We start from the raw sequence: 24078 nt of genomic DNA, 5'->3' as shown, positions 1-24078 counted from the left end.
ATTACCATTCAACCAAACGAAGATTACATACTTTCAATCCTAAAAAAACTGCTTGATACACCGAGCCCCAGCGGCTTCACAGCACAAGTCATGAATCTTGTAGCAGAAGAAGCGGCAGCATTGAATGTACCACTAAGCTGGAATGAAAAAGGCGGCGTAATTCTAACCGTCCCGGGCCTTGATCCTTCCCGTACAATCGGCATCAGCGCTCACGTAGATACCCTTGGAGGCATGGTTCGCTCCATTACATCGAACGGTACTCTGCGACTGACCTCTGTTGGCGGCTTCACTATGCATAGCATCGAGAATGAATACTGCGTAATCCATACCCGCAGCGGCAGAACCTATACTGGAACCATTTTAACCAGCCACCCATCAGTTCACGTATATCCAGATGCTCGTGAATTCAAACGTTCAGAGGAAAACATGGAAGTACGGATCGATGAGCTTGTATCCACCAAAGAGGATGTACTCAAGCTTGGCATTTCCGTTGGTGACTTCATTTCCTTCGATGCACGTGCTGTGATTACGCCTAGCGGGTATATCAAATCCCGACATCTGGATGACAAAGCAAGCGTTGCTGCCCTTCTTGGCCTGCTGGAAAGTATGAAGCGCGAAGGCTGGAAGCCGCTCCATAACCTTTCCTTCCTCATCTCGAACTATGAAGAAGTAGGACACGGCACAGCTTGGATTCCTGGTGAGATTAATGAAATGATCGCAGTCGATATGGGCGCCATGGGCGACGATCTTAGCTGTAAAGAAACCGATGTGTCCATCTGTGCAAAAGATTCTTCCGGCCCTTACGATTACGTTATGACTGGCCGTTTGATTGAGCTGGCAGAAGCACTCGCGATTCCTTATGCCGTTGATATCTATCCAATGTACGGCTCCGACGCATCCGCTGCCCTTCGAGGTGGTAATAATATTCGTGCTGCACTGATCGGCCCAGGCGTGCATGCCTCCCACTCCATGGAACGTACCCATAAGCAAGCTGTAGTAAACACTGCTAAGCTTCTCGCTGCTTATGTGGGTACTAACTGAGTCTAGCACTGGCAAGATAAAGCAGCTCTGGCGACGTAGACAATGGCTGATTGTCTCACTCCTGCTGCTTTTGATAGCAGCAGCCATACTATCAATGTTCCTGTTATCCAGAAATCACAAGGAAGATCCCTTTGACGGTCTTCCTCACACGTACACTTATTTAGAGACCGTGAGTCCAGAAAATGTACAACTCTATATGATGTCACTTTCGCCAGAAGATGTTCAACTCAGAGCCGCTGGTGCCCCCCTTCAGCAAGTGTTTGCATATGGGATTAATGGAGGCTTCTTCTATGGAGATGCACTTCTATCTATCGCTATCATGAATGATATCCCCACTAACGGGGTTAAAAAGGCATACGGTTCCGGCTGGTTTAACGCTAAATATGCACGCGGAACCCTAGTCTGGGATGGTGCCAGTCAGAGCTTATCCGTACAGGTTGTCTCTTCGGGAGAAGAGTTGAACGTTTCGGATCGCCAGCACTATTTTGCACAAGGTGGTGTTAGTATGAATCTGAAGCATGAGGATCTCTGGCAAGCTGCGATCGCCGAAGAACATCTTCCTTATGCTGATGAGAAACGAATGCGCTCAGGCATGTTGTATGACGATAATGGCAAGCTGTGGCTGATCGTTACACCAACGCTCTCGACGGCTGCAGAGTTCCGCTCAGCCATCCTACAGAGCGTTCCTGCTGAAGGCCTCGAAGGCATCTTCCTAGATGGAGACGGCTCCTCTCAGATGAATGCTGATGAGATCATCTTACCCGGCGACTCTCGTGCTGTAGTGCAAATGATCGCGGTGGACGGAACAAAATAAAAATATGGTTAGGCAGCCCCCGCCATAAAAAAACAGAGTAGGCATTCTCCAATAAACTGGAGAACCCTACTCTGTTTTTTTATTAGCATTCTCAGATTCAATCCCAGACTTGCTCTAGCTTATCTGAGTAATATGAAATGGCCTTACTATAACTTCTTATCCCTTCATCCGCTGAGGTTTCAGCCAGCAATTTAAGCAACATCCCCATAGCTAGACTATGCTCCCCGAGATTGTGCATGGTCATTGAAAGGAACACCGGAAATTCCTTATTCTCTGGGTACTCGTGAATGGCCTGCTCCAATATTGCTTTGGAATTCTCATATTCTCCGAGTGTCCGGAAGGTACTGCCCAGTCCCAATAGAGCGCCGACCCTCTGCTCCGAAGGTAAGCCTACTGCTAAGCTTTTCTCATAAAAGGGTACCGCTTCGCGTTCTAAACCAAGTACATCATGCGTCCATGCCAATTGATACAAAAGTTCTGCATCATTACTATTCTGCTCATATAGCTCTAACAGCCTCACTCTAGCTTCTTCAGCTTTACCTTCATTTCGCAGGGCTACAGCTTCTATAAGTTGATCCTCCAAACTGAGCCCTCCTTTATTGTCACACAAGGACAATCCGTTTTATGCCTTACCAGCGATTTTCTCTGCAAGCTCATTCAGATAGGTCCAGCGCTCCATTAGACGCTCCAGCTCGGCTTCGGCAAGCCGCTGCTCTTCCACTAGCTCCTGCAGTCTCCCAGAGTCAGCAAATGCTGCCTCCATCTCCGCACTAATATCCGTCAAGCGCTGCTCTGCAAGCTCGATTTGCTCGTCAATCCCCTCATATTCACGCTGTTCCTTAAAGCTGAATTTGAGTTTGGTCTTGGGAGCTGAGGATGCCGCTGTGTTATTGACTGTATCCGTAGTCTCTTTACGCTTTGCATTTCCGTCATCTTTATTTGATTCTGCATTGCGTGAAGAAACATTTTTGGCCAGCCATTCTTCATATTCTGTATAATCGCCAACATGAATCCGGATATCACCATTTTCAAAAGCGATCAGCTTATCTATCGTACGATCCAGGAAATAACGGTCATGAGATACTGTAAAGACGACGCCCGGGAATTCATCCAGATAGTCTTCTAAAACAGCCAACGTTCCGATATCCAAGTCGTTCGTAGGCTCATCCAACAGTAATACGTTTGGTGCTCCCATCAAGACACGAAGCAGATACAGGCGTCTTTTTTCGCCACCTGACAGTTTGGAAATCGGCGTCCATTGCATCGCAGGAGGGAACAAGAAGCGTTCGAGCATTTGGCCTGCTGTAATGACGCTACCATCAGCTGTACGAATGACTTCCGCTTCTTCCTTCACATATTCAATGGCTCGCATGCTGTCGTCCATATCCTGATGTTCTTGCGTAAAGTAACCCAACTTAACCGTCGCGCCAAGCTGAACCTCTCCCTTATCCGGCTGCAGCTTACCAGCAATCAGATTCAGAAGTGTTGATTTACCACTGCCATTCGGGCCTACAATCCCTACCCGATCTTGTGGTACAGCAATATAGGTCAGATCTTTAATCAGCTGTCGACCGTCCAGCGATTTCGACAGTTCATTGATTTCAATGATTTTACGACCCAATCGTGTCGAAGCCACAGAAATATCGAGCGAACCGTTCGAACTGCTTCCTGTACTTTCCTTCAGCTTCTCAAAACGGTCGATCCTTGCCTTTTGTTTCGTTGAACGTGCTTTAGCTCCACGACGAATCCAAGCAAGCTCCGTACGAAGCAGGTTCTTACGTTTTTGCTCTGCAGAGGCTTCACGCTCTTCACGGTCGGCTTTCAGCTCTAGAAAACGGGAATAGTTGGCCTCATAACGGTATAACTGCCCTCCGTCCAGCTCTAGCATGACACTTGCGACACGCTCCAGGAAGTAACGATCATGCGTTACCATTAAGAGGGCGCCGCGCCGTTTCTGTAAGTATTGCTCTAACCAAGCTACAGAGTCCGTATCAATATGGTTCGTAGGCTCATCCAGAATAAGAAGCTCAGATGGCGTAATCAGAGCAGCCGCAAGTGCTACACGTTTACGTTGACCACCAGACAGCGTATCCATTAGCGCATCGAACTTCACTATGCCCAGCTTAGTAAGCACGCTTTTAGCTTCACTCTCTAAATGCCAAGTACCTGCAGCATCGATAGCCTGCCCAATACGCACCAGTTTGCCTTCCAGTTCTGCATTGCCCGGCTCTTTTTCAAGGCGAGACATGGTCTCCATATACTCACGCATGGTAGCAAGATCTGGATCATCTCCGGCAAAGACCTGTTGCAGTACCGTGTTTGTCGGCTCATAAGGAGGGTTCTGTGCCAAATATTGTACTCGTACATTATTTCCAATCGCAATTTGCCCACCATCTGGGGTATCCAGACCGGCAATAATTCGTAAAAATGTTGATTTACCCGTTCCATTCACACCGATCAAGCCAATTTTATCCCGATCATCCATACCAAATGAAGCATCACTAAAGAGTACTTTCTCTCCATAACTTTTGGAAAGATGTTCCACGGTCATAATATTCATGCTATTTCCTCGCTTGCCTTATATTTTCATAAAACCGGTAGCCGCTCTAGACTGCTATTCCACCGGTCTAACATCCTGACCTAAATTCAAGTAATCCATGGCCCCTTTAATAAAAAGACCCGCAGCGAAACCGGCGCGTTTATATGCATCCTCTTCCTTAAAAGACGGATCGAACAAAATATCCATCTTTAGTCGATCCAACATCCCTATGTAGGACTGCGCCATAAGCTCAGGCTCGGACGCTCCGCCCTCCAGCAATACCTTTACTACAGCCTGCATATATTCTTCCATGAAAAGCGTCATATACGCCACAAGCTCTGGGTTATTGTTAGGTGCGCGAAAAAAAAGCTTCGTGTGTCGTTTACGTTCAAAATAATAATAAAGATGATGTTTGGCTATAATCGACAGTTTACCCGCCAAAGTATCACTTGCCTTCAGCTTTTCCTGCAACTGCTGGAGGAATCCCTCACAATCCCGGCGCGTTACCGCCATGAATAATTCTTCCTTACTCTTGAAGTATAAATAAACGGTGCCCTTAGCAATCCCAGCCTGCTCCGCAATTTCCGACATCTTCGTTTCGTAAAATCCACCTGAACCGAAGAGCTCGTATGCGGCATCCAGAATGGCCGTATGTTTATGATTGGACGTGCTGCTCATCGGTTCCTCCTTTAAATCATTATCCCAAGCAATAAGGCCATTGCCCCTCCGGCGATAGAGCTAACAGCATTGACTGCATCATTGCTCATCCACTCCCAGCCACGTGCGTGTTCAACTTTCTTACCGCAGTGGTGTGTACTTTCCACTTCGCGGCCGCATACCGTGCAGCGATTCATCTGCTGCACGGTTGCCCCTAGAATAGAATCCGTGAACGCGCCCACAAGTCCTCCAGCGAGTCCAACCAATGTAAGCAACAGGAAGGATTGATCCGGCATGCCGGATATCATCCGCAGCAGCCATGAGGAAGCACCAATAAGCGCACCTCCTGCGGCTGCGGCTAGCGTCCCTAGGCTGGATACGCCACCCGAGGCACCTGCCGGAAGTATTTTACCAGTCAGAACAGACCGAGGCGGCTTTTTGCTGAGTGTACCAATCTCCGTAGCCCATGTATCGGAAGTTACCGTTGCCATAACACCGATAAATAAAAATTCCCAAAGATCCATCGGAACAATCGCATTTAGTAGAACGAAAACCATCCCGAGTCCACCATTAGCAAAGACCTGCCCAGCATCTCGGCGGCCTGTCTTGGCATAAGTCAGTTCAAGCTCTGCCTTATTGTCATGATGAAGCTTAGAAAGGAGGCTTGATGAGATGAAAAAAACCAACAATATTCCGAACCAAAAGGCATTTCCGGCACCAAAATAAATGGTTCCCATAGCTACCGCGGCAAGCATGCCGGAGAGGCTTAAGGATTGTTTCCTATAAGCCGCTCCCGCAACTAACAAAGCGCCAAGGGCGCCAATAATCCATAGCATAAATTCATCTCCAACAGATGTTTTTAGCCGATCAGGCAAGTCCCCATCAGCTTGTCACCCCAGTACAATTCAAACGAATCTCCAGATACGGTAGGGCCTACGCCTGCTGGTGTTCCCGTGAATATCACATCGTCTTTACCCAGCCCGTAACGCGCAGCGATAAAATCGACTATTTTTTGGAGCGAAAAGATCATGTTCTTGACATTGCCTCGCTGAACTTCAACACCATTTTTCAAAACCGTGAAATCCGTTCCCTCCAGCTCTTCCTTGTCAGGAAACGCAATGTATGGTGTGAGCGGAGCAGCGTTCTTAAAGCCTTTAGCCGGTGTCCAAGGCAGACCTTTCTTTTGCAGGTCATTATGCACATCACGCAGTGTGAAATCCAGTCCCAGGGCCATAACATCCACCAGATCCTCCACGCTCATACCCGGTATATAATCGCGGGCGATACGCAGCACAAGCTCTCCTTCATAATGAACCTGGCCTGAATCTTTTGGAAGCTGAATGACTGCCTTATCGAGGGAAACCGCCGCATGTGAGGGCTTCAAAAAAATGAGTGGCTCCACGGGGATATTATTCCCTAATTCCTCCGCATGTAGCTTGTAGTTCCGTCCAACACAATATAAATTATTAACAGCAGCGCACACAGACAATCAGCTCTCTTTCCCATCGAATTGGATTGTTTATACTTTTAGAAATGTATCGCCCCAAATATCCGGACGGTTTGTACAGATCATTATATCAGAATGCATGTCTGCTAAGCGACGCATCTCTTTCCCTTTGTTCACGGTCCAAGCCATTATCTTCACACCTTGCTCCGTCAAAAGCTTAGCCAATCTGGGATTCAGACGCGAAAAGCTGATCGATAGAAGAGAGCACTCCAGTTCATGCAGCCTTCGAGCGGGATTACCAAACCTTGAATCAAAGATTAACCCTGTGCGGAAGCGGGGATCTATTTCCTTGATTTTTTTTAACACATCTGTGTCAAAAGAGGTCAAAATCACGTCCTCCCGCAACCCTTTGGAGGAAATGAGATCCGTCACCTTTTGCTCGATGCCAGGATACATATCGCCTACTGTTTTCAGTTCAATATTGAGACGAAGTCTACCGGAGGCTAATGTGAGCACCTCTTCCAAAGACGGTACCCGCTCTCCCCGAAAAGAACGCCCTTTCCAGCTACCCGCGTCAAGACGCCGGATATGTTCCCAATCCATGTTCTTCACCTTACCATGTCCATTGGTTGTACGGTCCAGCGTAAAGTCATGAATGACGACAGGAACTCCGTCCTTGGAGAGCTGGACATCCAATTCCATCCAGTGTACAAAAGGCATGGCAATGGCCATCCGGATGGCTGCTAATGTATTCTCCGGTGCTTTACCGGAAAATCCCCGATGGGCAACACACAAATTGTTCATCATAAGGACCTCCCAGGAACCCTATTTTGTAACTTGAGTGACTTTACCGTCACTGTCGATCTTAACTCGACCAGCAGATAAAGACTCTACTTTTTTAAGTAAAAGCTGTCCGTTTACCTGATTCATAGGCACGGGCTGAGCTAGCTCAGCAGTCATAGGCTTCAGTTGTAATGAACATTGCCCTTTTTTACTGCATTCCGCCTGAAAAACAGCAGTTTCCCAAGTGGCAGGTACCGTTGATCTCGTAAAAATAAAATTACCAGTGCTGTAGGCGATCCATTTACCTTTGTATGGCTCTATACCTTGCAATACATGTGGGTGACCGCCAATGACAAGATCAGCTCCCGCATCGACAAAACTACGTCCTAGGGTCTGCTGAATATTATCGAACTGCTCTACCCGTTCCTTGCCCCAATGGACAACTACGACAACCAAATCAGCTTTTTGTTTAGCTGCAGCAATCGCTTTAAGTCCTTCTCTGCTATCATAAACTGAAGCAAGCCCCGGTTTATTCTTTCCTGCCATCCAATCCGATGCAGGAATCACACGTGTGAACCCCAGCAAGGCGATCTTAATCCCTTTACGCTCAAAATATTGCGCCGAGAAAGCTTCTTTACTGTTGAGTCCAGCACCAACATAAGGAATGCCTCTTTCCGAGAGATGACTAAGCGTGTCTCGCAGACCTTCCTCCCCTTGATCCAGCGTATGATTGTTCGCCATATTTACTGCATCCACTCCGGCTGCCTTAAGAGCATCTAAGGCCTTCGGCGAGCCTTTGAATACAAACTGCTTATTAGCGGCGCCAACCCCACCCGTGGTCACAGGAGTCTCCAGATTCACGACCGTAAGGTCATCCTTCTTGAACATTCCATTTAACGCGGCATACGAATAGTCGTAGCCTTTCTTCTCAAGCAGTTCCCCGGCTTTGCCCGAAAAAATAACATCTCCGCCAAAATTCAAGGTCACTGTATTGCCAGAAGCCTGGTCATCTGATGGAAGTCCAGACACAGAACCACCGTCTGCGACTTGGGAGCTGCTTTCATCTGGCGAAGGGGTCGAAGTAGCTTCCGGCGCCTGTGTTTCAATATTCTCTTCCTTCTCAGGCTTCGGTGTAGGTGTGGCCTCAGGCGCCACCGTAGGAGAAGGGACGGGAGACTCCGTGACTTCAGGCGTTGGCGTTGTAGTTACAATAGGTGCTGTCTCCTGAGGAGTAATATCGGGTGTAGGTGTGGCTGTGACTTGCGCCACCGGAGGCGGCTCAGAAATCCCCTTAAATTTGTCTTCCATAAAACTATAGCTGAGCGCCACAGTAATCATCAAAAGAAGACCTGCATTGATCCAAATCCAGGCCGTTCTGCGCTTACGTTTGCTCTTATGTTTGTTCTTCTGTCTAGATCGCGATCGCGGCGGATACATTGATTCTATGATCTCCTCTACTCTCAAATTGGTTCTATTATAGCATATCTAGCACCTTCTCCTCCAAATAAGAGAGTTCGCCAAGTATAAACACTCTCACCGTCCTTATAAGGACGGTAAGTATTTAAACGAGAAATATAAGACATAAAAAATAGCGTAAAACTTATACTTCCTTATATTTTAAAATCGTATATTCTTCTATTAAACAAAAACGGTGAAGCAAAAAAATCTTCGCTTCACCGTTCATTATATAATTCTAACTCTCCCGTAAATGAACAATTAATTCGATATACGCTTTGCAGCACTTTGTGCTGTAAGCTTAGCCTGCTTAACACAATCGGGTATTGCCACTCCATCATATCCAGCTCCAAAGACATATAGCCCAGGAAGTGTGGTCTCAAGCTCCCTATGGAATTTAGAAAGATTGTCAAGATGTCCAACAGGATACTGTGGCATCGAATGTTCCGAACGAGTAATTTCCGTGAATATAGGTTTCGCTGTAATGCCCATGATCTCTCGTAAATCCTTACTCACTAGCTCCGTAAGAGCCTCATCTGGAAGTTGAACATTCTGCTCATCTCCGGAACGGCCTACATGACAGCGCATAAGTACTTTATCATCTGGACTCGTATGCGGCCACTTCGTTGACGTCCATGTACAGGCAGTAATATTGCGCCCTTCCTTACGTGGCACAAGAAAACCTGCTCCAGCATCATCAATTTCGATATCTTTCTTGTCGAAGGCCATGACTAAGTTCGCAACCGATACATAATTTACCGCATCGAGTGCTGAAACATCCACATGTGGACGCAAAAGTTCGGCAGCAAAAGAATTTGGTGTGGTGATATATATTTCATCCGCAAGCAGCCGTTCGCCACTTTCCAGTTCTAGCTCATAACGAGAAGCACTAGTTCCTGTAGCTTGTATAGAGACCACCGCAGCTTCAGTTCGCTGTTCTACATCATGCAGTTCATGAATCAAGCCATGCACGAGACTTTGTAGTCCTTTTCGAAATGTCAGAAAAGTGCTGTTCTTTGTGCTCGTATTTGTCTTGGAGGAATTCTGTTCTTTTATGATTCCACGAATAAGACCACCATACTGCCGCTCTACTTCTCCAAATTGCGGAAAGGTAGCCTGTAGGCTGACTTTGCGTAAATCCCCTGCATACATACCGGCTAATAGCGGTTCGGTCAAATTCTCCATTACTTCAGTACCTAAACGTCGCTCAATCAGCTGTCCGAGGGATTCATCGTCATTACTCCGCTTAGGAGGAAGGATCAAGTCCATCAGCGCGCGTATTTTGCCACCGAATGAAACCAGAGCACTTGATAGAAATGGCTTTAGTTCAGTAGGAATTCCAAGCACAAGACCGGAAGGCATAGGATGAAGCTTGTCACGCTGTAATACATAGGTCTTCATCGCCTTAGGATTTGTGGTCACCAGTTCGTGATCCAGCTCCAATTCCTTAGCCAGATCGATCATCTCTGTTTTACTAACTGAAAATGAATCCGGACCTTTTTCAATTACAAATCCATCCCGGTGCAATGTTTCGATCTTCCCACCAAGTGTCTTGTCTTTCTCTAGCAGTACAATATCAGGTTTCATGCCAGCTTCTTTATAGTATTTACGAATGTAAAAGGCGGCGCTGAGTCCACTCAGCCCACCGCCTATAATAACAATTCGCCTAGAGGGACCAGTCATGACTGACCGGCCGACATTTGATTCAGTCTTGTACGAACAACATCGCTCAATACGGACATGTACGCAGGATCGCTGTTTAATGATTCAATCCGCATAAGACGCATATCCAGCTCTGAAGCTACGGCTGTTGCCTCGATATCAAGGTCATACAGCACTTCTAAATGATCGGATACGAACCCGATCGGTGCCACTAGAACATACTCTACCTGTTCCTTGCTAAGCTGCTGAAGTGTATCCAGAATATCTGGTCCAAGCCATGGTTCAGCTGTCCGTCCTGCGCTTTGCCACGTAAACTGCCAATTGGTTATTCCCGCTTGATCTGCAATAGCCTTTGAGGTCTCCAATAGTTGATCTTTATAAGGATCGCCCATAGCTAGAATACGCTCTGGAAGACTATGCGCGCTAAATAATACCCTTATCTCATCGCGAGTAGCGCCTGCTTCGATATATTGATCCAATTTTGCCGTTACTCTTCGGCTTAGAACATCAATCAATACTGGATGCAAATGGTAGCTCTCCACAAAACCCATCTCGATCTTACATGCATCAGCCTTTTCCTGAGCACGTTTGATATAGCCACCCACGCTCATGCTTGAATAGTGAGGGGCAAGCACAACACCAACCGCTTGGGTAATGCCGTCCTTCGCCATAGCCTCGACGCCGTCCTCAATAAACGGATAGGCATGCTTCAAACCCTGATAGCAGACAAATTCAACATCCGCCCCAGCTTTATCCGCGTTTAGTGCTGCCTGTAATGCAGCTACTTGACGGTCTGTGTTCTCCCGCAGCGGGAATACACCCCCGACGATCGCTTCATAGCGATCTGTTAATTCTTTAAGCTGCTCCGCTGTCGGCGGATTACCTCGCCGAATATGAGTGTAATATGCTTCAACGTCTTCTAAGCTTTTAGGAGTGCCATACGACATGACGAGAACACCTATTTTTGCTGTCACGGATTCCATCCCCTTATAGATTTAATAGGCTATTTTTAAGAACGCAGTTTGGCTGATTCTTTCAATACTTCCTGTGAATATTCGTGAATATATTCCGTTAATTCTCTAAGCTTCTCTAAAGAAGCCTCCGGGAATAAGCCATGACCCAGATTGAAGATATATCCCGGCTCTTGTACCCCTTCATCAATTAACGCTTTCGCGTGCTCCTTCAAGACGTCCATCGGCGCTGTAAGTAAATACGGATCCAGGTTGCCTTGAATCGCAAATTTCCCACCGGTTCTGCGTCGACCTTCGGACAAGCTCACACGCCAGTCCACCCCGATTACATCCGCTTGAAGCTTCGTAAGACTCGGTAGCAATTCGCCAGAGCTTACGCCAGGAAAGTATATTTTCGGTACATCAAGATCAGATAATTCGGAAAAAATACGAGAAACCGTCGGTAACACATACTTTTCAAAATCGCGTGGCGCAAGGGCACCGACCCAGCTGTCGAACAATTGAAACGCTTTTCCACCACTACGCACGTGACTGCGGAGGTAAGTAATGATCATATCACCGAGCTTGTCCATTAGCATTTCCCAGACACGAGGTTCACTGTACATTAGCTCTTTAGTACGGATATATCCTTTAGAAGGTCTGCCTTCGATCAGATAACTGGCAATTGTAAACGGTGCGCCTGCAAAAGTAATCAAAGGCACATCCAGTTCCTTATCGAGAATGGAAATCGTTTCCAAAATATGTCCGAGATCCCCTTCAACATCAATAGGCTTCAGTCTCTCGACATCTGCCGCAGAGCGAATCGGATTCTCGATCACAGGACCGATATCTTTAACGATATCAAATTTCACACCGATTGAAGCGACCGGATTCATAATGTCAGAATACAAAATGGCCGCATCCACACCTAGCTTGCGCACAGGCATCAAGGTTACTTCAGCCGCCAACTCAGGCTGTTTACAGATTTCAAGCAGTGAGTACTTTTCCTTGATTTTACGGTACTCGGGATCATAACGGCCGGCCTGCCGCATGTACCATACGGGAACGTGCTCCGTTTCCTGCTTTCTGCAGGCGCGGATAAAAGTGTCGTTGTAGGTCATGATAAGATCTCCATTATATTTTATAAGATTTTTTAAAATAAACACTTACCGTCCTAATAAGGACGCCGATGGCGTTTATGCTTGATCGGCATACTTACTATTATGCCCTTTTTAAAGGGTTGTAACAAGCAAAACGAAGATCGTGGAATGACAATCCTATGACATTACTATGACATGTATTGCACTTTTGAAGCTAAAAAAATGATATACTGATAAAATGTCTATTTTTCTGTGAATCATGTATTTTCTGAAATTCTTTGAAAGGAAGTGAAAGCACTTTGAAGAAATGGGAGACATGGAAGGTCAACCTCTTAGTGCTTTGGTTCGGACAATTCTTGGTAAATGCCGGAATGACGATGATCACACCGTTCCTGACCTTGTATCTCGCCAAGGATCTTGGAGTTCAGGGTGAGCATGAGATTGGAATTTGGGCGGGCCTTATTTTTGCCGCAAACTTTTTAACTTCTTTCATTTTCCAGCCACTATGGGGAAAACTTGCTGACAAATATGGACGTAAAATCATGCTCCTGCGCTCCAGCTTTGGCATGGCTATCGTTATGGTGTTGATGGGCTTCGCACAATCCCCTATGCAGCTGCTCTTACTGCGACTGCTAAACGGTACAATCTCCGGCTTCAATCCCGCTTCCATCGCACTCGTATCGGGTACTACTCCGAAAGCACGTATGGGATTTTCGATGGGGCTGATGCAGTCGGGTTCTGTTGCTGGTACCATCCTTGGACCACTTATTGGTGGTTTTCTTGCTGATTTAATCGGATTTCGTCCGATCTTTTATGTCGTTGGCGCCTTGCTCTTCATCGCCTCTCTACTGGCACTGTTTCTCGTTAAAGAGAAATTCGATCGTGCAGAAGCGGCACAAGAGCCACAGGTGTCAGTAATGGAAGGCTTGAAGGAATTGATCAAGATCCCTCAACTCCCGGCGCTGTTTGGTGTAACCTTTTTGCTGCAATTTGCAATGATCAGCCCCATGGCCTTGCTGCCACTGTATGTTGAAAAGTTAAATGGGCCTGCTGAGAATATAGCCTTTTTAGCCGGAATGGTCAGCGCAGTTACAGGGATCTCCAACATGCTGGCTTCCCCCTTGCTCGGCAAGCTGAGTGATAAAGTCGGCGCACACCGCATTCTGACCTACGCGTTAATCGGGGCTTCGCTATTCCTGATTCCTCAAGCATTCGTTACTAGCGTGTGGCAGCTAATCATTGTCCGTTTTCTCATGGGGATTTTTATGGGCGGCCTTTTGCCCAGCGTTAATGCGCTTATCCGGTCTTATACCCCTGACGGGAAAGAAAGCCGCGCATTCGGCTTCAACGGCAGCACATTGTCACTTGGCAATATGCTGGGAGCTATCATAGGCGGCTTTCTATCTGGTTATATTGGTATTGAGGGACTGTTTATCATCTCCGGAAGCTTGTTGCTGTTAAACACCGTATGGGTCCGGGTTAAGCTATACAAAGCTACTCCACCACGGCTATTTCGCTAATTTCCTGCTATTTCACCATTGCCAACGCCAGTCCATCATAGGCTGGCAGACAAGTGCTGATCAGACGTTCATCGGTAGCGATCATTTCGTTGAAATGCCGTACTGCAAGAATGGCAGGCCCATTTCGATCTGTATTTAGCGTCCGTCCGCGGAGAAAAATATTATCACCAGCAATAATCGCACCTGGATTAGCCAGCTTAATGGCATATTCCAAGTAATTAGAGTAGTTAATCTTATCTGCGTCAATGAAAAAGAAATCGAACTTAGCGCCCTCTGCTTCCAGAGCCTTCAGACTGTCCATAGCAGGACCGATTCTATACTCCGTAGAATCTCCGAATCCGGCCAGTTCCAAATTACGGCGAGCAAGTTCAGCATAATCGGCCCTTAGCTCTAGTGAGGTCAGCCGGCCACCCGCTGAGAAACCACGGGATAAGCAAATCCCGCTGTAGCCGCCAAGTGCACCAATCTCCAAAATACGCTTCGAGCGGGACAATCTAACAAGCATGGTGAGCAGTCTTCCGTATCCCGGTTCGACAGACACTTCCGGCATACCCGCTTGGACGATAGCTTCTTTTACCTGAAGCAGGATTTCGTCCTCGGTATAAAGTTGTTCACTGTACTCTTCTTGTGTAAGCATAAAGATTCTCCTTTGATGATCCCCCGTTTTCTCGATTTAAGGGATGACGGGGAAAATTTTATGGTTTATGGAATGCCGGGCATTGTGAAGTGTCCCACATTCCCATATACTTGTATGGATGCTTTTGCGAGAAACGCTTATCGTCTTTAGAGGACGACAATGTCGTTTCTTCTTATTGTACTGGCTTTTTGTATTTATCTACAAGTTAAACGGAGTTGAGCGTATTTGAGCAAATTACAATTAATCGCTACTGCCCCTATGGGATTAGAAGCTGTAGTAGCGCGCGAATTAAACGAACTGGGTTATGAGACCACGGTCGAAAACGGTCGTGTATTGTTCAGTGGTGATTATATCGACATCTGTCGCTGTAATTTATGGCTGCGTACATCGGACCGCGTATTAGTAAAAATGGGCCAATTCCCAGCCAAAACCTTTGATGAATTATTCGAGGGTGTCAAAGCCCTTCCTTGGGAAGACTGGATTCCAGAGAATGGAGAATTTCCGGTAGAAGGCCGGTCCCATAAATCACAACTAACGAGTGTACCCGCTTGCCAAGGGATTGTCAAAAAAGCTATTGTTGAAAAGCTAAAGCTTTCCTACCATACGGACTGGTTTCCAGAGAACGGGCCTCGTTATGTAATCGAAGTGATTTTGTTAAATGATATCGCGCTTATTACACTAGACACTACTGGACCTGCACTTCACAAACGTGGATATCGCAGACAAGCAACCGAAGCGCCACTGAAGGAAACGATGGCTGCTGCGCTAATCCAGCTTAGCCGCTGGAATGGCCACCGACCGCTATATGATCCTTGTTGCGGTTCAGGAACACTGTTGATCGAAGCTGCTATGATCGCTTGGAATATCGCACCGGGACTTCGCCGCTCCTTCCCTTCGGAACATTGGCCAGTCATTCCTAAGTATCTGTGGGAAGAAGCCCGCGAAGAAGCTTTCGATGCCGTGCGAGACGATTATCCGTTGCAGCTAACCGGCACTGATATTGATCCTGCTGCCATAGAAATCGCTGAAGCTGCCGCTAAAAGCGCCGGCCTGTCCGGAGAAATCACCTTCACCGTGATGGCTGCCGCCAAAGCAAGACCCCAAGGGGAATATGGTTGCATCATCACCAACCCTCCATATGGGGAACGGATCAGTAATGACAAAGAGGTGGAGAAGCTGACTCGCCAATTTGGTGAAATGATGTTGTATCTACCGACTTGGTCATTCTTTGCCATCAGTCCTTATAAGGAATTCGAACAATATTACGGCCGTAAAGCGGACAAGCGTCGCAAGCTGTATAACGGACGTATTGAGTGTCAATATTATCAATACTTGGGTCCACTTCCACCTAGAAATCCAAAATAATTTGGATTTCATTTATGCGAGAAATATAAGATATGAAGTATGGTGTGAAACTTATACTTTCTTATATTTTTAATTAAGAACGGACATCTACCTCACTAGAGGACGGTGTCCGTTTCTTCTTACCTATTCATTTACAACGTTAGGAGGCTTTAATGTGTCACGAGATCCATTTACGAGGAGCAGTTCGTCCTTAACAGATAGAATCACCCCTAACGTCCGCTCCCGTTATATCGGTTATATCCTTTTTCTTGGCATTATGCTCGCTAAGCTAATGTTTCTTCACAGCGGGCTGCATGCCCCAAATATTGATATGAACCGTCTAGATAAGCTGATTGCTCTTGGTTCAGTTATGCTATTGTCATTTTGGGTGCTATGGCTCCCCCGACGTGGTCAAACCATAGCCCTAATAATCATAAACTTGCTCCTGACATTACTTATTTATTCTGACATTGTCTACTACCGATACTTTCAAGATTTCATCACCGTTCCCGTTCTGTTTCAAGCCGGACAGATGGATGCACTCGGCGGGAGTATCTTTGCACTGCTCCGTCCTTCTGATCTCTATTTGTTCGCGGATTGGCTGCTGTTTCTCGTTTACGTCTTTTGCGTAGTACTATTCCGCCGGAACACCCATACCTATAACAATGGGCAGGCTTCCTATTATGCTCGTACAAGTCATTCCCGCCCTTCATCACGCTTAATGACAGTACTGAAACGGAGCGCTAACGGTGTCGTCGCATTGATACTGGGGTGCATTCTGACCTTTGGCCCTATCCACTCTTATGCCACTACCTAGGCCAAGGGTTTGTTCACGGGTAACTGGTGGAGCTTGGCGATGTATAACGTTACAGGACTCATTGGATTTCACGGTTATGATATTTACTTGTATGCCAAAGATCATCTATGCCCTCAGCCCGAGCTTCCACAGGAGGAAGCCAGTTCCATGAAGCTCTGGTTCAATGAACACAATGCTGAGCAAAGCGCACTTAACGACAGCTTTGGAAAATACAGCGGAAGCAACATCATTGTGATTCAAGCCGAAGCTTTTATGAATTTTGTAGTGGGTCGTTCAATTAATGGACAAGAGGTCACACCTAATTTGAATGCGCTTATCAAAGAGAACACCTACTTCAGTAATTACTATCATCAGACCTCACAAGGACGAACCTCCGATGCGGATTTCGCCTCTAACGGTTCACTCTATCCGCTGGTCTCCGGCTCAGTATTTGTCCGTTACCCGGATCATCAGTTTGACACACTGCCTGCCATTTTGAAGTCAAAGGGCTACAGCACCAATGCCTTCCATGCCTATGAGGGAAGCTTCTGGAATCGACAGATCATGTATAAGGCGATGGGGTATGACCATTTTTATAGTAAAAAAGACTACAAGATCGATGAGCCTCTAGGCTGGTCATTGGGAGATAAATCGTTCCTGAGGCAGTCACTGAATATGATGGATACAGCAGAATCAATACAGCAACCCTTTTACTCCTTTTTGACTACATTATCTAGTCATCATCCTTATTCTCTCCCTGCGGACAAGCAAGGGCTTGATACTGGTGAGTTTAAGGGGACTATCTTTGGTGATTATTTGCAGGCTGTTCACTATACGGATGAAGCTTTAGGGCAATTAGTAAGTGATATGAAACAACGCGGGTTGTGGGATAATACGATTCTTGCCTTTTATGGGGATCATGATAATTCCATCCAAGAGACCTCTTATTACGAGCGATTTCTTGACAAAAGCCTAAGTAAACTCGACATGCATCAAATCATGCACGAAGTTCCATTACTCATTCATCTCCCGGGTACTAACGCCTCGGTCGTTGATTCTAATCCGGCGGGTCAATTGGATCTCACACCTTCCTTACTCCATCTGCTGGGGATCTCCCAAGATCCTTATTATCTTATGGGTAATAATCTGTTCAGCGGCAAAGAGCGACTTGTGACACTGCGAACCGGTGCCTTTGCCGATGCGAAGAGATCCTATCTTCCAAGTGAAAATGGCCAATTCGACAAGGGTACCTGTTATAGCCTCGATAGCCGCGAAGTTATTGATGTTGCGGGGTGCAGTACCGGGTTCGAGACAAGCAAGCAACGACTGCAAATCTCAGACGATATCATGAAATACGATGGCATCAAAATGCTCCGAAAAGAAGAAACCGCGCCATAAAAATTCCGTTCTATAATTAAAAAAAGCCCTAAACTCCGTCATCAACACGGGTTTAGGGCTTTTTAAGTTGATGGATAAGACCTCTGCATTATTTCTGAACGGCCGGTTGCTTGATAAAAGCTTCTACCTTCTTCAACACTTCTTCCTCTGTTGGAGCACTCACATAACGACCATTAACATATACAAAGGCCCGTTTGCCACATGGACCGCAGTACGACTTACAGCCGACCTTGATCTCTGCATCAGGCGCCATCTTTTGCAGTTTGGGTATGATACTCTTCAATTTCATAAAATTACATTCATCGCACACTTGTATATCGTTAGCCATGGAGCAACCCTTCTTTATGTCCCAAATTTAAGGCGAAACGTTTAGTGATCGCCGTGATTACCTTTAGACGGATTAGTAATAACAAAACCTTCTTCAGGAAGATATAAATAATCAACGACCACACCATCAAGGAGCGGTTGATTCGGATCAAGAATAACATCGATTTCCTTATCTGTCGACACTACAACATCATTCTCGTTAGGCGTGTCCAAATCCAGTCCGTAGTGAGCATGATCACCGTGAGCATGCGTAATCGCTACGCGAAGCTTCAACTCGCTGTTTCCTTCAAGTTCCATTTGTTTCTTTATCACTTTAGCCGCATTGCGGGTAATTTTGACCTTCATCTATTATCCATCTCCTAGTACTTAAATTAAATACTCAATTACCTATTTTAAAGGTAATTGATATCTAAAAGCAACTATATTAACAAATTAGATACACAATCCGAGGCAAATCTCACTTCACTACCTCATTTTCCGGCCTGAAGTGCCGGGTATTTCCTTCCCATCCGTGATACGAACCAGCCCATCAGGAGCATTGTTACTCCAATATCATCGATCGGTAAAAACGGCATGAAATCTGGCAACACCCAGTAGAGCAGCACTGGAATTGTGAATAACAGCTTGTCCCCAACTGCAACTTTAGGGGAGATTACATATCGCCAGGAACTACTGAAGATGGCAGACCATTGCTTCAGTGACAGCAGTTTTTTCAGTTTCATAGTGGCCCTCCTCCCAAGTAAAAAAGGATACAGCCGCGGATAACCTGTAGTGACGACAGCGGCCATACCCTATGGTTTATTTTACGCAAGTTTACTGTAATTGTTTCATAATTATTTCACATTGGATAGTATCGTTCCCAAAATTAGACCCGTTTCTAGTGCCATATCTTCAAAATCTGCCAGTGGCAACGGATTTTTGCCGATCCCTAGCTCTACTGTAAATCCAGGTTTGCGGAAGGTCTGGATGAACCAATCCTTATATCCAGCATCGCTGCCCGTTAATTCGACTGCACGATAGCTGCTCGCAGCGGCCAGCCGTGCTGCTAGTTCACGGCTTTCGGGAGGCTCATAACCCCGGTAATTCCAGTAGATCTCTCCCCCTTGGCTATGCAAAGACACTGCAGCTTCACCGGGCACTCCCTCAGCAAGTATTGCCAGTGCGGCTGCCTCAGGCTCACTAAGTGCCTCAGGACCACTGTAATCACGCGGAGAGGGTAGGAATACCCCCCGACGTTCCCGTTCCTCATCCCAATGGGCAGGGAACTGATCCCCGAGATCCACACCGCGTATATTAGCCTTCCAATGGCGGAAGCTTCGCCGTCCCCCGTTCCATTTCATAAGATCCGCATAATACGGGTGGCCTGGCAAAACACCTTCCTGTACTAATTCCACGCCGTCAGGGTTAGCCATGGGAACAGCCAATAGGGTCCAGTTATTGTACCATTCCTCTGGACGATGACCATTCCACGCCAAACCGTTAGCATAAGCTGCTGCGTACTCTTCTATAAACGACATCAAACAAGGCGAGGTCAGCCATTCATTAGCATGCAGAGCCGCGTTAACATGCAGATGACGGCTTCCATTACCTATTTTAAGCACATGAATTGGCTTGCCAAGCACACTGTTGCCAATTTGATGTGCCTGTATAAAAGAATATTGTGCAATCAGACTGCTGATGTCGTTCTCAACATCAACCGGGCCGTACTCTCCACGCAAGAACACCACTCGCTCTGGAATTGGAGGTGGAATGACGAGCACTTTTCCCGGTGTACAGCAGCGTCCTGAGGTCACACCTGGATTAAGCTTCTCCAAATCATCTAAACTCACATGGAATAATGAGATTATTCGTTCAAGATCGTCCCCTTCTTGCACCGCATATCTCTTACGGGGTGAAGACGGCAGAAATAAAACCTGACCCGGATATAAATAAGACTGTCTCCCAACCCATGGATTACCTTGAATCACATGCTCAGGGGTTAATCCATGCAGGGCGGCAATTCGGCTTACGGTATCTCCCCTGCTTGCAATATATTGTCGCATTAGGTCTCATCCTCTCGGCCTTTAATTGCTGATACGGTAGATACAAAAATAGCAGCAAACAGCACTTAACTCTATTGTATGCAAGTGCCACTCCCCTGCATGAAGGAGAAATGAATCACAAGAAAAAAGGCTGGGAAACGTGCTTCCCAGCCTTTTTTCTTACACTCCGTAGAGTTGTCCCTATTCAATTCAACATTGCTCTGCTTATAACGTGGATACTTGCCACACTACTGGGGTACGTCTAATTTGTTCTCCAAGCCAGTCTCGGGCAATTCTCTGAAACATTTCAGCATCACCACTGCAAAAGAACTGATGAATTGGACTTTCGTCCCCGATAGACAGCTTGCCTTTATCATATAAAATCGTGCTGATCTCACGAGCTGTCTCATCTGCGGAACTGATCAGTTTGACTCCCGGTCCCATGGTCTCTCCAATAGGTTCAACAAGAAATGGATAATGAGTGCATCCTAAAATTAAAGTATCGATGTTAGTATCTTTAATGCCTTCCAATGCCTGCTCTACAATATCATAACTTTTCTCTGAGCGGAACATGCCTTGCTCTACAAGCGGGACAAGCGCTGGGCAGGCTTGACTAACAACCTCAACGAATGGAGACAGCTGCTTCAGTGCATTAGTATAAGCCCCACTGCTAATTGTTCCAATTGTACCGATCACGCCGACCTGTCCGCTTTTGGTCGCGCTAATTGCAGCACGGGCTCCGGGATGAATCACCCCAATGACAGGGATCGAGACCTTAGCTGAGATATAATCGAGTGCCGCAGCTGTTGCGGTATTACAAGCGATAACAATCATTTTAGGATTAAACTGGATCAAATAATCTACAATTTGTTCTGTAAACAGTGTTACTTCCTCGGTCGAACGGGGTCCGTACGGAGCTCGGGCCGTGTCTCCGAAATAAATGATCTTCTCCCGCGGGAGTTGCCTCATCACTTCTTTGACAACTGTTAGCCCTCCCACACCTGAGTCTAATATTGCGATAGCTTGCTGCACGAACACACCGCTTCCTTCTACTTGTTTTGTGTAGCTTATGTAAGCCGAAAACAAAATGTACCTGACTTTCAGCCCCAATTGCAGATAATACTCCTTTTGTACTCTTAGTTCAAGCCAATACTTTTTCCATCATTTCACAGGTCCATAAGAATGAAATAAAAAAGCCACCTTCCGCCCAATGCGAAAAAGCGGCTCTATAAAAGAGAATAAGTACTTTTTGAACGTAAAAACCAAAGAATCCATCCACTGTTTCATTATGCGATTTCGTTATTGTCCTTGTCATCTGACTGAGCTTCTTCAAGACTAGCTTCTTCACTGCCAGCTTCATCACTTATAGGCGATACCTCTAACTCCGTGACCTCTTCCAAAGTGACTGCAGCCTCTTGAATGGTTTCTTCAGTAGCAATTCCACTTACAGCTACAGTAGCTGTATCTTCTTCAACAGCACCGGAGCATGATTTGCTCCATTCGCGGACCTCATGTACTACATGGCCAATAGAATCTTTAGCTTTGTCATACAGCTCGATGCTCTTATCACCTGCCTGCACGGCAATTCCCTGTACCTTTTCAATGCCAGCAGCTGTTCCTTCCGCAATATCCTTGCGCAGCTCTTTTCCTGGCTTAGGTGCGAACAAAAGTGCTGTCACCGATCCAACCACACTTCCGACTAAAGCTCCCCACAACAAACCTTTAGTGTCCTTTTTCATCGTTTCATCTCTCCTTTAAATTCATTGCTTCCCGCTCTACCGGGCTAATGCCTATATCTGCTATATCATAAGCAGCAGGAGTTTGTCTTGTGACTAATTATTACGACTTTCCAGAAGTTTTGTCTGTTACATTTTTGGGTGCAATAGCGTATCGGCAGCATTGTCCACCTTCTGCCATACATTCACTTCTTGTAACCTTAGCATCCAGCAGTTCCTCAAATAGGCTATGTTCGCATTGACAAGCTTTGCGATACTGGGTAGCCACCTGGCGGATCGGGCAGTTGTATTCTCTTATGACATACGAACCGTCTTCTTCACGGTTCCACTCCGCCATATATCCCCCGGCATTTTGGATCGACGATAACTCGGCTACTCGTTCTTCCAAATTCCGGCGTTCCATCATCGGAGCATACTGGGTGAGCATCCGCCGACGGCGTCCCTCAAATAATGTATTTACAGCTTCCAATCCACTGCCATAATCCAATTCACGCAGAAGCTCCAAAGCCAAATTGTGATAGCTTTTTGGAAAATAGTCTTCGGACCTTTCTGTTAAAGAGTACATATGTAAAGGCCGCCCCATCGCTTGCCGAACCACTTTTGTCTTAGCAAGTCCCTCCTGCTCCAGCTGAAGCACATGACGACGGACACCCATCTCTGTAATTCCCAACTCTTCTGCCAGCGCGCCGATGGTCAGTGGTCCTTTCGTCTTCAGGAGCGTCATAATCAAGTGCCTTGTCGATCCATTTTCCTGCCCCATCTTCATCATAAAGGAACCCCCTCTCTTTCACGGCTATCGCCTATTTTATATGATTCTATCTTATGCTATTATAGCGTTACACCGGACCCTAGTTCCTGATCCAAATAATTCCCTACTTCAACAGCAAATTTCTCTAGCACCTCTGGAAGGATTGGAGTGAGCGGATGTAGAGCTTCTCTTTCCCAGGCAAAATAATCCTGCACGAGCGGCTTACGGAGCGCAACAAGCTCTATCAATCTCTCATATATTTCACTTTTACCTAGCACTTTTTCTTCATGTATGATTGAAATGATATCCTCATAACTTCCAGCATCACGCATAATAAATCCGTCAATCAGACAACTACCAACATCCGTTACCACCTCTATCGCCAGATGAAGGCAGCGTTCTTGTATTAGTCCGGTTAAAGTGTTGCCATCCCATGAAGCTGCTACAGTCCGAAGACCCGTGGTTATATCTGGGATTTGAGCAAGAATGGTTTCGATTTGTTTGCGGTTGACATAATACACAGTAATACCCCCATGTCAAAATAGTTAGAGAAATCTGCATTATCCCTACTTACCGCGTTTCCCGCGGCGTTTCAGCCAAAAGAACATAATGAAACTTGCCGCAAGGAAAACGACCAAATAAGTTAACGCTTCCATCGGATACTCGAGCTCACGCATTCCTGTCACCGCTTCCGGTATAAAATGATGATGCTATTCAATCAGTTTATCGCTTAAATTACGTAATCTACAGCAATTGAAAGTTCCTTCACTTCATTAATATGAGCTATGACTTCCTTGTGCGCCGGATGAACCTGATAAGCCTGTAAATCATCAAGAGAAGCTACCACCGTAACAAGCGCAATATCAAAGGATCGATCAGAATGAATGATATCAGCACCCACTTCAATCGAAAGGAGCTGCGGGATTTTACCTTCCATATTTCGCAGTACGGCTACCGTTGCCGCAACGCTTTCTTCGGACCGGTCCTTCAATTTGAAAAACACTATATGCTTGATCATTCTATCTCGCTCCCTGTTGTAATATTGTAATTAGATATTAAAAATATATCATAAGCTTACGCGTTCTGAAAGAAACTTAAGAAGT

Annotated in this window: 26 protein-coding genes; 6 read left to right on the top strand and 20 right to left on the bottom strand. The window is 46.2% G+C overall.

Translation table 11 applies throughout. From position 1 onward, the window contains the following. Both NST74_RS10300 and NST74_RS10295 read left to right on the top strand, forming a co-directional pair. Positions 1–1041: a M42 family metallopeptidase gene (locus tag NST74_RS10300; RefSeq protein WP_076119727.1), complete on the top strand. Its 1041-nt coding sequence runs from the start codon at positions 1–3 to the stop codon at positions 1039–1041. After that, on the top strand, positions 1025–1855 hold the full coding sequence (locus tag NST74_RS10295; protein WP_341111885.1) for a hypothetical protein: 831 nt from the start codon (positions 1025–1027) through the stop codon (positions 1853–1855). Before NST74_RS10300 ends, NST74_RS10295 begins: the two co-directional genes overlap by 17 nt. A 97-nt stretch (positions 1856–1952) precedes the next feature. Here the strand turns inward: NST74_RS10295 and NST74_RS10290 are convergent, their stop codons facing one another. The 10 genes from NST74_RS10290 to hemE form a co-directional block, all read right to left on the bottom strand. Next, complete coding sequence (locus NST74_RS10290; RefSeq protein WP_341111884.1) at positions 1953–2438, bottom strand: tetratricopeptide repeat protein; 486 nt, start codon at positions 2436–2438, stop codon at positions 1953–1955. A 39-nt stretch (positions 2439–2477) separates the two neighbouring features. Next, entirely contained in the window at positions 2478–4415 is a 1938-nt protein-coding gene (locus tag NST74_RS10285) for an ABC-F family ATP-binding cassette domain-containing protein (protein WP_341111883.1), read from the bottom strand. A gap of 54 nt (positions 4416–4469) precedes the next feature. Continuing rightward, entirely contained in the window at positions 4470–5072 is a 603-nt protein-coding gene (locus NST74_RS10280; protein ID WP_341111882.1) for a TetR/AcrR family transcriptional regulator, read from the bottom strand. 11 nt (positions 5073–5083) lie between these two features. Continuing rightward, positions 5084–5887: a DUF92 domain-containing protein gene (locus NST74_RS10275; protein WP_341111881.1), complete on the bottom strand. Its 804-nt coding sequence runs from the start codon at positions 5885–5887 to the stop codon at positions 5084–5086. A gap of 23 nt (positions 5888–5910) precedes the next feature. Next, a complete protein-coding gene (locus tag NST74_RS10270; protein WP_341115866.1) occupies positions 5911–6534 on the bottom strand; it encodes a fumarylacetoacetate hydrolase family protein in 624 nt (207 codons plus the stop codon). A gap of 36 nt (positions 6535–6570) precedes the next feature. Then, positions 6571–7302 (bottom strand): glycerophosphodiester phosphodiesterase, encoded by a 732-nt coding sequence (locus NST74_RS10265; RefSeq protein WP_076121858.1) that lies wholly within the window; start codon positions 7300–7302, stop codon positions 6571–6573. Between the two features lie 21 nt (positions 7303–7323). Continuing rightward, a complete protein-coding gene (locus tag NST74_RS10260) occupies positions 7324–8718 on the bottom strand; it encodes a CapA family protein (RefSeq protein ID WP_341111879.1) in 1395 nt (464 codons plus the stop codon). A 279-nt stretch (positions 8719–8997) separates the two neighbouring features. Then, positions 8998–10419, bottom strand: a complete 1422-nt coding sequence (gene hemG / locus NST74_RS10255) for a protoporphyrinogen oxidase (RefSeq protein WP_341111877.1) — start codon at positions 10417–10419, stop codon at positions 8998–9000. Beyond that, the gene (gene hemH / locus NST74_RS10250) at positions 10416–11372 is read right to left on the bottom strand and encodes a ferrochelatase (RefSeq protein WP_341111876.1); all 957 of its coding nucleotides are present in this window, start codon (positions 11370–11372) and stop codon (positions 10416–10418) included. Before hemH ends, hemG begins: the two co-directional genes overlap by 4 nt. Positions 11373–11407: 35 nt before the next feature. After that, the gene (hemE, locus tag NST74_RS10245; RefSeq protein ID WP_341111874.1) at positions 11408–12469 is read right to left on the bottom strand and encodes a uroporphyrinogen decarboxylase; all 1062 of its coding nucleotides are present in this window, start codon (positions 12467–12469) and stop codon (positions 11408–11410) included. Between the two features lie 278 nt (positions 12470–12747). Here hemE and NST74_RS10240 point away from each other — a divergent pair, with 278 nt between their 5' ends. Next, positions 12748–13968 (top strand): MFS transporter, encoded by a 1221-nt coding sequence (locus NST74_RS10240; RefSeq protein ID WP_042126273.1) that lies wholly within the window; start codon positions 12748–12750, stop codon positions 13966–13968. Positions 13969–13975: 7 nt separating this feature from the next. Here the strand turns inward: NST74_RS10240 and NST74_RS10235 are convergent, their stop codons facing one another. Beyond that, positions 13976–14605 (bottom strand): O-methyltransferase, encoded by a 630-nt coding sequence (locus NST74_RS10235; RefSeq protein ID WP_341111873.1) that lies wholly within the window; start codon positions 14603–14605, stop codon positions 13976–13978. 225 nt (positions 14606–14830) lie between these two features. On the opposite strand from NST74_RS10235, the gene NST74_RS10230 reads away from it, so the two are divergent. From NST74_RS10230 to NST74_RS10220, 3 genes are all read left to right on the top strand, one after another. After that, the gene (locus NST74_RS10230; RefSeq protein WP_042126269.1) at positions 14831–15970 is read left to right on the top strand and encodes a THUMP domain-containing class I SAM-dependent RNA methyltransferase; all 1140 of its coding nucleotides are present in this window, start codon (positions 14831–14833) and stop codon (positions 15968–15970) included. A gap of 154 nt (positions 15971–16124) precedes the next feature. Further along, positions 16125–16766: a hypothetical protein gene (locus NST74_RS10225; RefSeq protein ID WP_341111871.1), complete on the top strand. Its 642-nt coding sequence runs from the start codon at positions 16125–16127 to the stop codon at positions 16764–16766. 39 nt (positions 16767–16805) lie between these two features. Next, positions 16806–18143, top strand: coding sequence for an LTA synthase family protein (locus tag NST74_RS10220; protein ID WP_341111870.1), 1338 nt, complete (start codon positions 16806–16808; stop codon positions 18141–18143). An 88-nt stretch (positions 18144–18231) separates the two neighbouring features. Here NST74_RS10220 and NST74_RS10215 read toward each other — a convergent pair whose 3' ends face one another. From NST74_RS10215 to NST74_RS10175, 9 genes are all read right to left on the bottom strand, one after another. Then, the gene (locus NST74_RS10215; RefSeq protein WP_042126265.1) at positions 18232–18471 is read right to left on the bottom strand and encodes a DUF1450 domain-containing protein; all 240 of its coding nucleotides are present in this window, start codon (positions 18469–18471) and stop codon (positions 18232–18234) included. Between the two features lie 41 nt (positions 18472–18512). Beyond that, entirely contained in the window at positions 18513–18815 is a 303-nt protein-coding gene (locus tag NST74_RS10210) for a HesB/IscA family protein (protein WP_042126263.1), read from the bottom strand. A gap of 125 nt (positions 18816–18940) precedes the next feature. Then, on the bottom strand, positions 18941–19192 hold the full coding sequence (locus tag NST74_RS10205; protein ID WP_042126261.1) for a hypothetical protein: 252 nt from the start codon (positions 19190–19192) through the stop codon (positions 18941–18943). A gap of 111 nt (positions 19193–19303) precedes the next feature. Beyond that, positions 19304–20512 carry a M14 family metallopeptidase gene (locus NST74_RS10200; protein WP_341111868.1) on the bottom strand — a complete coding sequence of 403 codons (1209 nt, stop codon included), beginning with the start codon at positions 20510–20512 and terminating at the stop codon, positions 19304–19306. 204 nt (positions 20513–20716) lie between these two features. Beyond that, the gene (gene racE, locus NST74_RS10195; protein WP_341115865.1) at positions 20717–21523 is read right to left on the bottom strand and encodes a glutamate racemase; all 807 of its coding nucleotides are present in this window, start codon (positions 21521–21523) and stop codon (positions 20717–20719) included. Positions 21524–21777: 254 nt separating this feature from the next. Further along, positions 21778–22230: a YtxH domain-containing protein gene (locus NST74_RS10190; protein WP_341111867.1), complete on the bottom strand. Its 453-nt coding sequence runs from the start codon at positions 22228–22230 to the stop codon at positions 21778–21780. A gap of 100 nt (positions 22231–22330) precedes the next feature. Further along, the gene (locus NST74_RS10185) at positions 22331–22996 is read right to left on the bottom strand and encodes a helix-turn-helix transcriptional regulator (RefSeq protein ID WP_341111866.1); all 666 of its coding nucleotides are present in this window, start codon (positions 22994–22996) and stop codon (positions 22331–22333) included. A gap of 59 nt (positions 22997–23055) precedes the next feature. Further along, positions 23056–23496, bottom strand: coding sequence for a DUF86 domain-containing protein (locus NST74_RS10180; RefSeq protein WP_042126255.1), 441 nt, complete (start codon positions 23494–23496; stop codon positions 23056–23058). A 209-nt stretch (positions 23497–23705) separates the two neighbouring features. Then, a complete protein-coding gene (locus NST74_RS10175) occupies positions 23706–23993 on the bottom strand; it encodes a Dabb family protein (RefSeq protein ID WP_042126253.1) in 288 nt (95 codons plus the stop codon). Positions 23994–24078: the final 85 nt, after the last annotated feature.

The sequence above is a fragment of the Paenibacillus sp. FSL F4-0125 genome (assembly GCF_038008565.1).
In the GTDB taxonomy this organism is placed as follows: Bacteria; Bacillota; Bacilli; order Paenibacillales; family Paenibacillaceae; genus Paenibacillus_AQ.
Note: the sequence above shows the minus strand (reverse complement) of the source record. Positions and strands in the feature narration are given on the sequence as shown.

Coding starts and splice junctions, on each gene's coding strand:
- NST74_RS10295 (WP_341111885.1), top strand. CDS start 1,025: ATGTGGGTACTAACTGAGTCTAGCACTGGCAAGATAAAGCAGCTCTGG.
- NST74_RS10265 (WP_076121858.1), bottom strand. CDS start 7,302: ATGAACAATTTGTGTGTTGCCCATCGGGGATTTTCCGGTAAAGCACCG.
- NST74_RS10285 (WP_341111883.1), bottom strand. CDS start 4,415: ATGAATATTATGACCGTGGAACATCTTTCCAAAAGTTATGGAGAGAAA.
- hemG (WP_341111877.1), bottom strand. CDS start 10,419: ATGACTGGTCCCTCTAGGCGAATTGTTATTATAGGCGGTGGGCTGAGT.
- NST74_RS10275 (WP_341111881.1), bottom strand. CDS start 5,887: ATGCTATGGATTATTGGCGCCCTTGGCGCTTTGTTAGTTGCGGGAGCG.
- NST74_RS10235 (WP_341111873.1), bottom strand. CDS start 14,605: ATGCTTACACAAGAAGAGTACAGTGAACAACTTTATACCGAGGACGAA.
- hemE (WP_341111874.1), bottom strand. CDS start 12,469: ATGACCTACAACGACACTTTTATCCGCGCCTGCAGAAAGCAGGAAACG.
- NST74_RS10215 (WP_042126265.1), bottom strand. CDS start 18,471: ATGGCTAACGATATACAAGTGTGCGATGAATGTAATTTTATGAAATTG.
- NST74_RS10205 (WP_042126261.1), bottom strand. CDS start 19,192: ATGAAACTGAAAAAACTGCTGTCACTGAAGCAATGGTCTGCCATCTTC.
- NST74_RS10220 (WP_341111870.1), top strand. CDS start 16,806: ATGTATAACGTTACAGGACTCATTGGATTTCACGGTTATGATATTTAC.
- NST74_RS10190 (WP_341111867.1), bottom strand. CDS start 22,230: ATGAAAAAGGACACTAAAGGTTTGTTGTGGGGAGCTTTAGTCGGAAGT.
- NST74_RS10185 (WP_341111866.1), bottom strand. CDS start 22,996: ATGATGAAGATGGGGCAGGAAAATGGATCGACAAGGCACTTGATTATG.
- NST74_RS10280 (WP_341111882.1), bottom strand. CDS start 5,072: ATGAGCAGCACGTCCAATCATAAACATACGGCCATTCTGGATGCCGCA.
- NST74_RS10260 (WP_341111879.1), bottom strand. CDS start 8,718: ATGTATCCGCCGCGATCGCGATCTAGACAGAAGAACAAACATAAGAGC.
- NST74_RS10175 (WP_042126253.1), bottom strand. CDS start 23,993: ATGATCAAGCATATAGTGTTTTTCAAATTGAAGGACCGGTCCGAAGAA.
- NST74_RS10200 (WP_341111868.1), bottom strand. CDS start 20,512: ATGCGACAATATATTGCAAGCAGGGGAGATACCGTAAGCCGAATTGCC.
- NST74_RS10210 (WP_042126263.1), bottom strand. CDS start 18,815: ATGAAGGTCAAAATTACCCGCAATGCGGCTAAAGTGATAAAGAAACAA.